We start from the raw sequence: 12,664 nt of genomic DNA, 5'->3' as shown, positions 1-12,664 counted from the left end.
GCCGATGAAGCCGATTCGAAATTCCGCGAAAGCGGTCATTATCGCCGATCAGCACATTTTATTAACGAAAAATCAAGATTCCGACGGTTATTTTTATTTATTTCCAGGCGGTGGACAAGAAAAGGGCGAGGAGCTGAGCGACTCGGTCATCCGTGAATGCATGGAAGAAGCCGGCTGCAAGGTCTCTGTTCGCGGACTGTTGTTTGTCAGGGAGTATATTGGAAAAAACCATGAGTTTGCGGATTGGGATAGCGATACGCATCAGGTCGAGTTTTATTTTGAATGCATGATAGAGTCACAGGAAGAGAACTTTGCCGGCGCAAATCCGGATGCTGATCAGGTAGGCGTGGAGTGGGTGGCGCTAAGCGAGCTGGATAATATCAGAATTTATCCAAGAGGACTGGTGAAGCAGCTGCAAACTGGGGTTTACAGTCCCTGTTACATAGGCGATTCTAATTGAAGCAGGCATTTTGGAGAGATTGGGCTGCGATACCTAGCCGTTTTTCAGCTGGCATAAGAAGGTGAACTCATGAAGAAAGCCAGATTATCTTACCTATTTGCAGTACTTATCACGATGGTTCTTGGTTATAGCTCCAGGAGTTTTGCCTCGGTGCTTCCAGCTTTTGTTGCGGAGCATTTTGGAGATGCGCTGTGGGCTGGCATGATTTATTTTGGTTTTCGTTTCGTTTGGGTTGCTAGGAGACTCAGTATTGCTGTAGTAGCCAGCTTAATATTTAGTTTTGCCATTGAGACCAGCCAGCTCTATCAAGCGGATTGGATTCAGGCCATTCGAAGTCATCCGTTAGGCGCTTTGGTGCTGGGGAACGGGTTTTTGGCGCTGGATTTGGTAAGGTATAGTGCTGGTATAGTGGTTGCTTGGTTCATCGATAGCTGCATCCTTAACAAGCTGGTGCGAAAAAATCATAATGATATAAGTTGAACGAAAAAATGAAGTTTAAGCGAAGCGAGGAGATCGTTATGGTGAAACGAAGGGTTCGCTTTTGTAGCCGGATTTTTACCTTTAAATGTCTCTGTCAATCAAAGAATCTGGTTACAACTGCGATCCTAAAGAATGAACTACTAGCGCAGCGAGCAAAACGCGACACTTTAGTTTAACTTATATAGCTTGGGAGAAATAGGTCTACTTTTTAGATATAATTGGCTCTGGAATGGCGTTTTAGCGAAGCGAGGAGAACGTTCTGGAGAAACGAAAAAATTTAATTAAGCTTATATCGTTCTAAAGGCGGAGAGCTGTCTTGAAGGTTAATGTTATTAGCCTTACAGGACAGCTCCCTTGACGATTAATTTAGTTCTTATACCAGGCGAGGAAAGCATCGGCCACCGCCGTGCCTGCCAAGCCGTTCGGGTGCGTGTCATTATGCGGGCTCATAAACTCCTGGCGCAGTAATTGGTCATTTGGCTTCGCTTGCCCAAGCACTGCAGCGATATCGAAAACGCCTGCTACACTGCTGGCAGCACCGCCGCGAATCCAATCATTGACGGTGCGCCAGACCGTTTCCTGTTTACCTGCAAAGTTGAAGGCTGGAAGAGTGCACAACCATAGGACAAGCCCAGGCTTTCGGCTAGAAAGTGAGCTGATAATTGTAGTCAGGTCTGCAATCAACTGCTCGGCGCTCCGATTGGCAGTACCGACATCATTTACCCCGATACAAAGGACCACCTCATCACCGTGCAGAGCTTTGGATAGCCAACTGCTGTCATCTACTAAGTCATAGGCGCGGGCCCACCCGCTGCCAATATTCCACACGCCTATGTCCGTACCTAAGCCAGCTGCGATTTTGGCGGCCCAGAAGGCGTACCCGTCCTTCTCTGTACGAACGCCTTGTGTAATGGAATCACCGAGGAACACGAGCTGCTTGGCGGTGACTTTCTCATACGCGATCAAAGAAGGCAGCACCTGACGATTGCCAGCGCCTTCATAACCGTCCGCAGAAGCTTGCTTGGCGGCATCCCCCGCCGCCTCAAATGCACTGGCGAGCAAAGTTTCTGTATTGAATGGCAATCCTTCTCTCAAGCCTTCAAGCGTGATTGCCCAGCTGAAAGCCAGAAAATGATCGATCGGCACGTGAATTTCGGATGCATCGCTCCAAAATTTCTCGCCTGGCTGTACGTCCTTGGAAGGAGAGCCGGCAAACGTAAGCGGACGTTCGGTACCTGCGATTATGCTGCCATCCGGCTGCAACCCGCCATCGGCGATGAAACAGGACTCGATTCGCCAACGGCCGCCTTGGTCATTAGCATTAGATTCGGAGCCATCTGCCCAGGTCGAGTCAACCGTATTGCTGTGCCAGAATTTGATTCGAAACGGACCGAATTCTCGTGGTTGGATGTAGGTGCGAAAGGTGATTGTCGTTTTTTCACTAAATCTAGCTATAAAATTGCTTGCGCTTGAAAGTGAGGTAATAGATGTATAACCGCTTTGCAAAGCATTCAGCCCCTTAACCGATAATGAAGCGTCTTCTCACTGAAAGACAGCTTATCTTAAAAACTACCATTTTATTGGATAGAATACAATGAAGAGCTTTCTCTTGAAATCGAAATTATATATGATAGTAAGAAAAATATGTCATTCGAGGAGAATTGCGAAATGGGCTTCAAAGCCAGACAAGACGAAATCATCCGTTTGATTGCGATCACAGCGCAGAGCCAGCCGCTTTTAAGCAGTGGATTATGGTTCCATCACGATATACGTGACAACTATTATTATGCCTCCTATCTATTCGCTGCGGCGCTTGAAGCAGGGGAGAAGCTTCCTTTCAAGGCAAGCGACGCAAAACAAAAGGCAGAAGGCGTTCTGCTCGAAGTGCTTCAGCTTCAGGACCAAAATGAAAGCAGCGCCACCTATGGCCATTGGCCGCTTAATCTGGGTGAGGCTCCGCGAGAGGCAGCGCCCCATACTTTGCCGGTCGAGCTAATGGGCAGCCTGATGGCTTTCTTTGCTAGCCGGTACAGCGGGCAGCTTAGCGAAGCGCTTGCTTCTGCCTTTGATGAGGCGCTCCTTCATGTCTATCGAAGCGGGTTTTACCGGCAAACCAATACGTTCGGCCATCACGATGCCAAATATACGGCAGCTAAGTTGATTTTTGGAGAGCGATTTGCAGATGCGGAGCTGCTGGGGGATGGCCTTAGCAACCTGAGGCTGACATTAGCTCATGTTCGCAAAGAGGGCATGTCGGAATACAGCAGCCTGCCATGGTTCTGGCACTGGGTGCAAGCCTTTACCTGCGCGTGGCATATGTTGGATGATCGTTCGATTCAGTCTGAGCTTGCCGATTTGCTGGATTATCTCTGGAGCGAGCGGGCTGATTTTTATTTAAAAGGAACATGGGCAGGGGCGCATTGCCGTGGTCAAAAGCATGATATTCCGCTCGATGGCAATGTCCTGTTTGATTATGTGCAGTTTGGCGATTTTGAGCTTTCGCCTGAGCTTCCCCGGACGGAATATGCCGGTTTCCTTTATTATAAGGCTCCAGAGCGGGCACTTCAGACAGCACTTGATCGTAGTCAGCCGTCCGTGGTGAAAAAGGTGGTTACCAAGCACACAGAGGCGGGTGTAGTCCGTTTGCATAGTTATGCATATGTAACAGCCGATTTTGCGGCAGGCGGGATGTGGGAGCGGCACGAGGAGTTTGACAATGAGCAGCACCGCTGGGATATTACGCTGCCGCTTGGTCAACAGTTCGGCGTGAATCAAGCTTACTTCTTTCATCCGTCTGACACGAATGCGGCTGAGGATGCAAGGCATCAAACCGGTCATACGGAGGTCTTGTTCCATAAAAATACGATTGCAGCGCTTTATCCGCTGCCGGATAAAGCTTCTCATGCCATAATAGGCGTGCTGCCGAAGGCGGACTGGCAGGAAGAGCGAGGTTTACTGCTTGCGAAAGTGGGGACCGTTTACTTAGCAGCCTATCTCATGCAGCCATACGTGCTGGAACAGCTATCCGATCGGTGCCTAGTTACAAGCGAAGCCAAGCATAATGGCGTCGTTATCGAAGCAGTAAGCGAGAAATATGCAGAAGAAAACGGCATAGCAGACTTTGCAGCATTCAAGGAGAAAGCAAGGAGGAGCGCCCCTTTATGGTCAACCGATCTGGCGCTTGGCGTGAACTATACAGCATGGGATGGAACCGCTCTTGAGCTGATTGCGGGGAGAGACGGAACAAGCACGAAAACAATCAACGGACAGGCTGTCGATTTCAGCGGATATGGTTTGTAATAAAGTCATAAATAACAAAGTTGTTCCATACTGGCCGCAAATTCACATATCGTTCACAGGCGCGTAGCTCTTATGAGTCATGTGCTGCTTCTCCTCCATTGATACAATTTGTACAGTTAATTCAAATCAATGGAGGTTTTATTAAATGATATTTCGCAAAAAGTTAGTAGGCGCAGCGTTGGCAGCTGTCCTGGCGCTGGGCGCGGCAGTACCTGTATTCGCGCATGACGGCTGGAGTCAGACAAGTGCTCCAATCGTCGCCCAAGGCCAGGTCTCTTACGTTGAGCTTTTGTATGGAAACCACTCGAATGAGCATAAGAGCTACCGTATTGAAGGCCAATGGGGCAGCACTTCAAAGGTATATGTCACAACGCCTGCAGGCGTAAAATCGGATATTACGGGCACTCGTTTTTATGTAGGGGAGCCTGCGACTGAAACCACACCGGCATTGAACAACTATTTTGTTGCTTCATTTAAATCGAACGTTCCCGGCGCTTACATTATCTCTACAGAGGCAGATAGCGTGTATAAGGGCGCAGATGCGGCTAGCCGTACACTGCGCAGCGCAAAATCGTTCGTAGCGGTAGGGGATATTCCTGTTCTTGATCGGGTGAAGGCACTCACGGGCTTTTCCAAACAAGTTAGTCCTGACCGTGCCGAGCTGGTTCCTCAGTTCAATCCGGCGGCGATTACACCTGACGAGAACGTATCCATTCAACTGCTCTTGAAGGGAAAACCGCTCGCGGATACAGCCATTGATGTCATTCGCCGCAGCAATTCGGAGGCTACAGAGCTGAAGTCTGATGCTAACGGTATGGTTTCCTTTACTACGGGCGCAGCCGATTATTACCTCGTTCGTGCCAAGCCGAGCACAACAGAAGCTAAGGAAGGCGAATACAGCACAACCAACTATGAGGCGACAATGACGTTCACGGTACAAAACAAATCGGCGAAGCTTCCGGGTTCTGCATCCGGCGCGAAACCTCATATTTATGTCAATGGCAACGTGACGGCTGTCAGCAGCTTGACGATTGCGCAAGGGACAACCAAAGTAGATGCATCCTTTATCAAACAATATGTTGACGCTGCTTACAAGGGGACAGGTCTTGTAACGCTTCGTACCGCTGCAGAGGCGGCAGGCGCCGTCGTTGAATATTTCCCAGCAGTGGGCGCTAATTCGGCAGCGGTTGCGATTTACACGAAATAGGGCTTTTTTGATGAAAAAGCTAATTCAATGTATAGCAGCATTGATTATGATATGGGCATGCCTGCCGAGCTTCGTCTCGGCGCATGCCTATGTTGCGCAATCGACACCTTATCAGGATGCTGAGCTGTCGGAGTCGCCAACTGCTATACGCATTAAATTTACGGAGAAAATCGATTCGAAGCTTAGCAATGTTTCTCTTCAAAGAGTGGACAACGGCTCGGCGATAAAAGGAGAATTAAGCGCTGAGGGCGATCAAACGCTTATCTATACGATTCCCAAGCTTAGCAAAGGAATCTACGAAGTCAGCTGGCAGGTGCTGTCGCTGGATACGCATCTTACCGATGGAACCTTTCAGTTTGCCGTAGGCGTCAAGATGACACAGACAAAGCCGGACGATACGGTGTCCTTGGATGGAAGCAATGCGGGCAGCAATGGAGACGAAGCGGGAACCCGGCCAACAGCTACGAGTAAGCCTATGGCAACAGCGAAGCCTGCGGCAACCACGAAGCCTGCCGCAACGAAAGCGCCAAGCGTGACGGCTAAGCCTTCGTCGACCCCTAGCGAGACGCCGAGTTCAGCGTCATCGCCAAATCAGGCGCCTTCTCCAGCTGTGTCAAATAGGCCAGACCCTATACCGGGCACATCTTTTACCGAGCCGGATGCAAGCACGCAGCCTGTGCTGACAGTAGATACCGATACGACTGTCGAGCCAACCCCTGAAGGCTCAGCTATCGGTAATGGGACATCTGTTGAAAATCCAACGGATACGGGCAGCCAATCACAGGAGCCTGCTGCTGACGATGATGGTGGTGGCGTTTTGGATGAATCGCCGCCGACTGCAACAGATGATATAGCAGCTGTAGGAGCTCATAGCGGTCATGGCGGCAGCGGCAGCGGCCAGTCCGGCACTGATGACCATGAACATAAAGGGGCACGCGCTGGCACGATGATCGTGCTGCGTGTGCTTGATGTTCTTGCAGGCGTGTTTGTGGCAGGCATCTTATTTTTCCGTTATGTCATTTGGAAAGAGGATGCAGATGCGGCTCCTTATGGTTTTTCACAGGCGGCAGAGAGAATGGTCATTTGCGGAGCGGGAATCATTTGGCTGATATCCGGCTTAGATCGCCTGTCTACCCTCTCAGAGCAGCTGGATGGCATATCTCTGTATGCGCTGGCTAGCGGAACGATGATTGGGAAGGTGGCGGCATTGCGGCCGGTGCTTGCCATCCTTATTCTAATGCTGGCGTTCGCTCCTGTCCGGGAGCGGGCGTGGGCAAACCCGTTCAAATTTGCTGTTGCAGCCGCAGTGATCGTCTCCTTCCCACTGACGGGGCATGCTTATGCCTCATTAAATGATACGGCACTGGCAATAACCGCGCATTCGGTCCATATGGGGGCCGCTGCGATTTGGTTCGGCGGCCTTGCAGGGCTATTGTCACTTACCTTCCATTCGGGTGGATTGGACCGATTGAATCAGACGGCTGCGCGCTTCTCTGTATGGGCGCTGCCTAGTATGGTTTTAATCTTAGCAAGCGGCGTATGGCTTTCGGTTGCGAGGCTCTCTGGATGGCGTCAATTAATTGAAACAGATTATGGTAGACTGATTTTTGCTAAAATTATCTTCATGCTGCTGGTCCTTGTTATTGCAGCACTGCATAAATTGGTATTTATGCCTCGTATCGCAGAGAAGGGCGCTTCACGAGGTTTGCTGCTCGGTGTGAGGGCGGAAGTGCTTCTTGCGGTTGTGCTGTTTGTGCTGGCCGGCTGGCTGTCATCGACCTCACCGCCGGAAGCGGCTGCGGAAACGAAGCTGACTGAACCGATATACTGGCATGTAATGGGTGAGAAAGCGCATATGAGCTTGCGAATCTCAGAAGATGGAAAGTCGGAACAGCAGGCTGCCAGACTTGATGTATGGCTGCCTGAAGAGATGGGAGCACCCGTATCTGTGGAGGCAGCCTTGCAGCTTGGCGACGAGAACTCCGAGGCAGGAGAGCGCCATATAAGTATTCCGTTGCAGCTTGATCCACCGGCTCTTGAGAAGTTTGAATATCCAGGCTTTAAGAAGTACACCTACAGGGGAATCGGCGATTTTGTCGAGGATCGCAGGCAAGGCATGCTTTTGGTGGACATCAAGGATGAGGCGGGCAACAGCTTTCATTATGAGAGGGAATTAGTGTCGCTGCTGCTGGAATAGATGATGAATGAAGTACAATGGCTTTGTTCGTAACAGCTGTCAATCGTCTGTGAAAATGTCACCTTAACTGTGCTATGAAAATGTCACTCTTTAGTTTGGAGGCCGCCCTTACCAGGAGGCCTCTGAATAATGGTTATGTTGTGAATACATGACGTCTTGGAACGAACTTCGTTTTGTGTTAATCTTAGTTTCGTTGGTATCATACGTGGTTTTCCACGGATGGTCTTTGGCGGGTTTGCGTGGCTGCGCAGAACTCGCCTTTTTCTGTTGCTCGCGCTTTGACCGTTCTGTTTTCTTGAGCAGATATGCCTGTTCACGATACCAAATGAACACTTCTCCCGAAAGGGTCTGGCGTACTTCAACGACCGTTTTCGCGTCAAATCGCTGTGGCGAGGGAACTGCAAAAGTGTAGGCGGTACCGCCATAAGAAATGGTGTTGCCTGACCCCAACGTTCTAAGTTCGCGAATCGTAAATACATAGTCGAGTTGAACGTCATCGTGGAGCTTCATATAGGCCAATTCATCTGAACGCGGAGCAACGGCAAATTGCTTGTTATGCTTCTCGATGAGCCGTGGGAGAGCCGCGTTGGCTTCTTCCATCGAGGTGATGCCAAGCAGCCGCAACTCAATGACCAGACGATCCTGTAGGGTCAGCCATAGGCGTTCAACACGACCTTTAGCTTGAGGAGTGACTGCTTTAATATGTTCAATGTTCAATTCAGCCATCGCTTTCCCAAAGTTTGAGAGAGGCTTTGTTTCGCCGGCGAGTTCCTGTTCAATGGTAAGCTTCTCTTTTGGTGAGCGGAAAATGGTATGGCGATCACTGTAAAGACCAAGGGGAATCCCGTATTTGGCAATACCTTGTTGCATGACAACCGAGTATCCCTCACGGCATTCGTTAGGTCGAAAAGCAGCTCCAACGACGATCCCTGTTGCATCATCAATAGCAGCATGCAAGGCAAAGGCGGGAGTGCGGTCTTCCAGCCAGGCATAAGGGGTCGCATCGATCTGCCATAGCATGCCTGCTTGTGCTCTACGCTGGCGAGGTTGGTGAGCCTTCGTTCGGCGTCTTTGCTTGGCATTTTTGAGTCCTTTAGCGAGCAGAATACGTCTCACACTGGAACTGCTCAATTCCATGTCCTCATGCTCTTGAAGCAACTCTGCAAAGTGGCAGCTGTTGCTGCCATGATATTTCGCTGTGTATAACTCGGCTGCTCGATCTTTTATGTCATCACTTATGGCGTGTACCGGCGTCCTTCCGCGATTTTTGTGGGCAATGCCTTGTTCTCCTTCTGCTTTATATTTGTTCTTTAGCCTAATGATTTGCCTAACGGAAATCCCTAGCGTCAAAGCCCCCTCGCTGTTTGTCATATGCCCATCCACTATTTTCTGCACGACACGGATCTTCTTCAGTTCTTCTCTGGTCAATGTAATTGTCTCCTGTCCCATAGTGACATTATCTCAGAACAGTTATGGGATGACATTATCACAGAAGAACAACAGGCTTTGTTCGTAACAGCTTGACTTCGCTTCAGCCATCTGCTAATCTCACTTTCAGGGAAAAGGCGGGTGTTAGCATGATCATCGGCATCGGAAATGATTTATCGGATATCACGCGCGTTGCTAAAGTTTTGAGCGGGAGTGCGGGCAGACGCTTTATGCAGCGTGTGCTGTCCGAGGGTGAGCGGGAGCTTGCCGAGCATTATAGCGGTGAAAGGCTTCATCAGTTCGTAGCCGGGCGCTTCGCCGCGAAGGAAGCGGTTGTGAAGGCGTTTGGCTGTGGAATAGGTCAAGTGATGGGCTTTGCCGATATTGAAATTTTACGCGATAGCTGCGGTAAGCCCGAATGCGGCTTAAGTACAGCCGCTTGGGAACGCCTTGGTTTAAGCTCCAAGGATGTACGGATTCATGTGACGATCACGCATGAGCGTCAGCTTGCCTCAGCTTTTGCTGTTGCGGAGCGAATATCGCAGTAACCTTTTGCCTATACTTGGAATGTAATATACCAAGCAGGCAGGTGAGAGGGGATGGCGGCATTGAAGGAGCAGCGGCAGCAGAAAACGAAGCGTCGATTTAAAACGGGACAATGGGTCGAATATGATGGCTTGTATTCAGACGACTGGGGCGGTGATCTGGTGCTGGTGCAGGGCGATCTGTTTCCAATGCACCCCCAAATGGGTGAAACCCATTGGACGTACGCCGGCCAATCCGCTCTAAATTACATGAAATCTCCAAAAAATAATGGTCACCATATTGGTTATTAACTCAAATAAACCTCTATAGTAGGACAAAAGGATGCCAGCAGCAACGTCTGCACGGCATCCTTTTTTTGTTGATAAATGGAATTTTACTGGCGTTGATGATCATTATTTTTTGCTGGCGAGCCATTCAGCCAATCCGGCTATTTCCTCAGCCGTTAGCTTGTCTTTGAAGGGTTGCATTGACCCTTCTCCTTGCTCAATTTGCCTTGTGATATCCGCTGCGCTCATCCGTTCGCCGACCTTTTGCAGGTTCGTTGACGGGCCGATACGGCCTTGAAGCCCGGTTCCGTGGCAGCTTACGCAATTGGCTTTGTATACGGACATGACCTCGCTTGGCCCGTCTAGTGCACTTTTTATTTCGGTGGAATTTTTGCCGCCGCAGCCCATAAGGGCAAGCAGCAAGATAGCTGAGAAGATCAATGAAAGGGAACGATTAATAGACATCAAACATACCTCTCTTTTATTATTTAATATGGAAATAAATGGAATGTATAATCTATCCTTATGGCTACCATATGAATTTGAAACTTAAATTCGTATAATAGAGTAGGCACAGGATGGTTCATAGCGAGAATATCATTCATTATATCGCAATTTTATCTACAGGAGAATTCATGAAACCGACAATAGAAAGTATTTTGCAAAATCAATTGAACAAAATTCAAGTCGAAGTTACGATGTCTGCTTATACAGAAAATTTACCGGGTTGGGTAGAAAACAAAACCGAGCCTGATTTTTACCGCTTTTGCTACGCGGTTAAAGGTGAGGCCTGGCTCGATATCCAAAATCAAAGACATATTGTGCAGCCGGGCACGCTTTATTTTTTGCCTGCGGGTACGATGCAAACGTTTGGCACAGGAGGCAATGAGCCTTTTTGCAGGTATTGGTGCCATTTCCGTCTAGAGCTGGGCGATATTCAGTTTATTAATTCATTAAGGCTGCCTCCATTTGTATATGTCAAGGAAGAGCAGCTGCTACAGCAGCTGTTTATCAAAATGAACGCCCATCAGCACAGCACCTCAATTACAAGAGAGCTTAGGCTGAAGGCAGCTTTGCTGGAGATGCTTGCGTTTTATTTGGATGAAAGCGATCTTCAAAGAGAATCGCTCTATGATTCTGGCTTTGGTGTAAAATGGAATGAGGTACTAGCTCATATTGAAGCCAATTTGCATGAGAATATTCAAATCGAGGAGCTGGCGAAATACGCTTTTCTTCATCCGAATTATTTCATTACCTCTTTCAAAAGCATCGTTGGCTGCTCTCCGATCCAGTATGTGACCAATCGCCGCATCGAGCTCGCCAAGAAGCTCCTTCGGGAGACGGAGCTGCCGGTGACGACGGTCGCCAAGCAGGTTGGGATGCAAAATCATTATTTATCAAGGCTGTTTAAGAGATATACAGGCATTACGCCGGTTCAATTTCGCCGAATCGGCAAGTACAGCCTGGACTACCCATTGGATTGTGGAATGACAACAAGTGAAGGAGAGAACAGCTAGTGGAGCAAGAAGCGGTAAAACAATATTTCAGTAAAGAGCTGCTCGGCTGGTACAGGCTGATCAAGCGGGATTTGCCATGGCGAATCAATCGTGATCCCTACCGCGTATGGGTATCGGAAATTATGCTGCAGCAGACAAGGGTAGATACGGTTATTCCATTCTATAATAACTTCATGAATAAGTTCCCTACGGTCACAGCACTTGCCGAAGCGCCGGAGACCGAGGTGCTAAAAGCCTGGGAGGGACTCGGCTACTATTCGCGTGCCAGAAACCTCCAAGCCGGCGCCAAAGAGGTCGTCTCGCGTTACGGCGGCATTGTGCCGGATGACAAAACCTCTGTTGCCGGGCTTAAGGGTGTCGGCCCTTATACAAGCGGAGCGATTATGAGCATCGCATTTAATCGGCCGGAGCCTGCCGTAGACGGAAATGTCATGCGCGTGCTCTCCCGTTATTTTTGCCTAGAGGATGACATTGCTAAGCAATCGACTAGAGTTAATATCGAGAAGCTTGCGGCTTCTCTAATCCCCGAAGGAGCGGCTGGGGATTTCAACCAGGCGCTTATGGAGCTGGGTGCACTGGTTTGTACGCCGAAAACGCCGGGCTGCCTGCCATGTCCGGTTATGGAGCATTGCGAAGCGAGGCTTGAAGGCAGAGAAATGGAATTGCCGATCAAGACGAAGGCGAAGCCGCCACGGGCGGAGTTTAGAGCGGCAGCTATCGTTCTAGGCAGCGGCGAGAATAAGGGCAAAGTGCTCGTGAGACAGCGGCCTGCAACCGGGCTGCTCGCGCAAATGTGGGAGCTGCCGCATCTGTTGCTGTCAGCAGAGCAGGCATCATGGCTCGGGGAGTCTGAGCCCAAGGAGCAGGGGGAGTTGGCCGAAATGATTAGCCGTATGCTGGAAGAGGATACGGGACTGTTGATCCGTCCGCGCAGCTGGTTTACGGATGCCGATCATATTTTCAGCCATATCCACTGGAAAATGCGATTCTACCTGGCTGATTTGGGGGAAGATTCGAGTGTGCTGACAGAGACGGCAGCTGCATCGGTAGTTGCCAGCTCAGCTGTGGCAGCTGAGGCGGGTGCTCCATATGCGATCGCTGAAGCGGATAACAGTGCTTTAAGAGGTTCTGGGACAGTTGGGACGGCCTTGCCTAGCGGCACCTATCGCTGGATTGGCAAGGAAGATATGGATGAATTGCCGTTTCCTAATTTATTTTTGCGAATTTTAAAGCAATTTTGGGAATAAATGAATATAGAGCCGG

At 49.6% G+C, this 12,664-nt stretch carries 12 protein-coding genes; 9 read left to right on the top strand and 3 right to left on the bottom strand.

What is annotated here, in order from left to right:
• Window positions 1-4 precede the first annotated feature (4 nt).
• Together E0496_RS11970 and E0496_RS11965 are read left to right on the top strand one after the other, a co-directional pair.
• Window positions 5-460, top strand: coding sequence for an NUDIX domain-containing protein (locus tag E0496_RS11970; protein ID WP_141501923.1), 456 nt, complete (start codon window positions 5-7; stop codon window positions 458-460).
• A 69-nt stretch (window positions 461-529) separates the two neighbouring features.
• Window positions 530-940 carry a ribosomal maturation YjgA family protein gene (locus E0496_RS11965; protein ID WP_141501922.1) on the top strand — a complete coding sequence of 137 codons (411 nt, stop codon included), beginning with the start codon at window positions 530-532 and terminating at the stop codon, window positions 938-940.
• Window positions 941-1,306: 366 nt separating this feature from the next.
• Here the strand turns inward: E0496_RS11965 and E0496_RS11960 are convergent, their stop codons facing one another.
• Complete coding sequence (locus E0496_RS11960; protein ID WP_241674740.1) at window positions 1,307-2,446, bottom strand: SGNH/GDSL hydrolase family protein; 1,140 nt, start codon at window positions 2,444-2,446, stop codon at window positions 1,307-1,309.
• A 162-nt stretch (window positions 2,447-2,608) separates the two neighbouring features.
• Between E0496_RS11960 and E0496_RS11955 the strand changes: the two genes are divergently transcribed.
• From E0496_RS11955 to E0496_RS11945, 3 genes are all read left to right on the top strand, one after another.
• Entirely contained in the window at window positions 2,609-4,240 is a 1,632-nt protein-coding gene (locus tag E0496_RS11955; RefSeq protein ID WP_241674739.1) for a hypothetical protein, read from the top strand.
• A gap of 145 nt (window positions 4,241-4,385) precedes the next feature.
• On the top strand, window positions 4,386-5,447 hold the full coding sequence (locus E0496_RS11950) for a DUF4198 domain-containing protein (RefSeq protein ID WP_141501919.1): 1,062 nt from the start codon (window positions 4,386-4,388) through the stop codon (window positions 5,445-5,447).
• 10 nt (window positions 5,448-5,457) lie between these two features.
• A complete protein-coding gene (locus tag E0496_RS11945) occupies window positions 5,458-7,644 on the top strand; it encodes a copper resistance CopC/CopD family protein (RefSeq protein ID WP_141501918.1) in 2,187 nt (728 codons plus the stop codon).
• 108 nt (window positions 7,645-7,752) lie between these two features.
• Here E0496_RS11945 and E0496_RS11940 read toward each other — a convergent pair whose 3' ends face one another.
• Window positions 7,753-9,072 carry an ISNCY family transposase gene (locus E0496_RS11940; RefSeq protein WP_141501917.1) on the bottom strand — a complete coding sequence of 440 codons (1,320 nt, stop codon included), beginning with the start codon at window positions 9,070-9,072 and terminating at the stop codon, window positions 7,753-7,755.
• Between the two features lie 149 nt (window positions 9,073-9,221).
• Between E0496_RS11940 and acpS the strand changes: the two genes are divergently transcribed.
• Window positions 9,222-9,620, top strand: coding sequence for a holo-ACP synthase (gene acpS / locus E0496_RS11935; RefSeq protein ID WP_141501916.1), 399 nt, complete (start codon window positions 9,222-9,224; stop codon window positions 9,618-9,620).
• A gap of 51 nt (window positions 9,621-9,671) precedes the next feature.
• On the top strand, window positions 9,672-9,908 hold the full coding sequence (locus E0496_RS11930; protein ID WP_141501915.1) for a hypothetical protein: 237 nt from the start codon (window positions 9,672-9,674) through the stop codon (window positions 9,906-9,908).
• A gap of 102 nt (window positions 9,909-10,010) precedes the next feature.
• Here E0496_RS11930 and E0496_RS11925 read toward each other — a convergent pair whose 3' ends face one another.
• Window positions 10,011-10,349, bottom strand: a complete 339-nt coding sequence (locus E0496_RS11925; RefSeq protein WP_141501914.1) for a c-type cytochrome — start codon at window positions 10,347-10,349, stop codon at window positions 10,011-10,013.
• Between the two features lie 170 nt (window positions 10,350-10,519).
• Here E0496_RS11925 and E0496_RS11920 point away from each other — a divergent pair, with 170 nt between their 5' ends.
• Both E0496_RS11920 and mutY read left to right on the top strand, forming a co-directional pair.
• Entirely contained in the window at window positions 10,520-11,401 is an 882-nt protein-coding gene (locus E0496_RS11920) for a helix-turn-helix domain-containing protein (RefSeq protein ID WP_161601388.1), read from the top strand.
• Window positions 11,401-12,648, top strand: coding sequence for an A/G-specific adenine glycosylase (gene mutY, locus E0496_RS11915; protein ID WP_141501912.1), 1,248 nt, complete (start codon window positions 11,401-11,403; stop codon window positions 12,646-12,648). Before E0496_RS11920 ends, mutY begins: the two co-directional genes overlap by 1 nt.
• Window positions 12,649-12,664 lie beyond the last annotated feature (16 nt).

It is taken from the genome of Paenibacillus luteus (assembly GCF_006542765.1).
Classification (GTDB): Bacteria; Bacillota; Bacilli; order Paenibacillales; family Paenibacillaceae; genus Pristimantibacillus; species Pristimantibacillus luteus.
The sequence above is the reverse complement of the archived record's forward strand: the minus strand, read 5'-3'. Positions and strand labels throughout refer to the sequence as shown.

Excerpts from the sequence above, each read along its gene's own strand:
- E0496_RS11920 (WP_161601388.1), top strand. The coding sequence starts at position 10,520 with ATGAAACCGACAATAGAAAGTATTTTGCAAAATCAATTGAACAAAATT.
- E0496_RS11930 (WP_141501915.1), top strand. The coding sequence starts at position 9,672 with ATGGCGGCATTGAAGGAGCAGCGGCAGCAGAAAACGAAGCGTCGATTT.
- E0496_RS11965 (WP_141501922.1), top strand. The coding sequence starts at position 530 with ATGAAGAAAGCCAGATTATCTTACCTATTTGCAGTACTTATCACGATG.
- E0496_RS11970 (WP_141501923.1), top strand. The coding sequence starts at position 5 with ATGAAGCCGATTCGAAATTCCGCGAAAGCGGTCATTATCGCCGATCAG.
- E0496_RS11955 (WP_241674739.1), top strand. The coding sequence starts at position 2,609 with ATGGGCTTCAAAGCCAGACAAGACGAAATCATCCGTTTGATTGCGATC.
- E0496_RS11945 (WP_141501918.1), top strand. The coding sequence starts at position 5,458 with ATGAAAAAGCTAATTCAATGTATAGCAGCATTGATTATGATATGGGCA.
- E0496_RS11950 (WP_141501919.1), top strand. The coding sequence starts at position 4,386 with ATGATATTTCGCAAAAAGTTAGTAGGCGCAGCGTTGGCAGCTGTCCTG.
- E0496_RS11925 (WP_141501914.1), bottom strand. The coding sequence starts at position 10,349 with ATGTCTATTAATCGTTCCCTTTCATTGATCTTCTCAGCTATCTTGCTG.
- acpS (WP_141501916.1), top strand. The coding sequence starts at position 9,222 with ATGATCATCGGCATCGGAAATGATTTATCGGATATCACGCGCGTTGCT.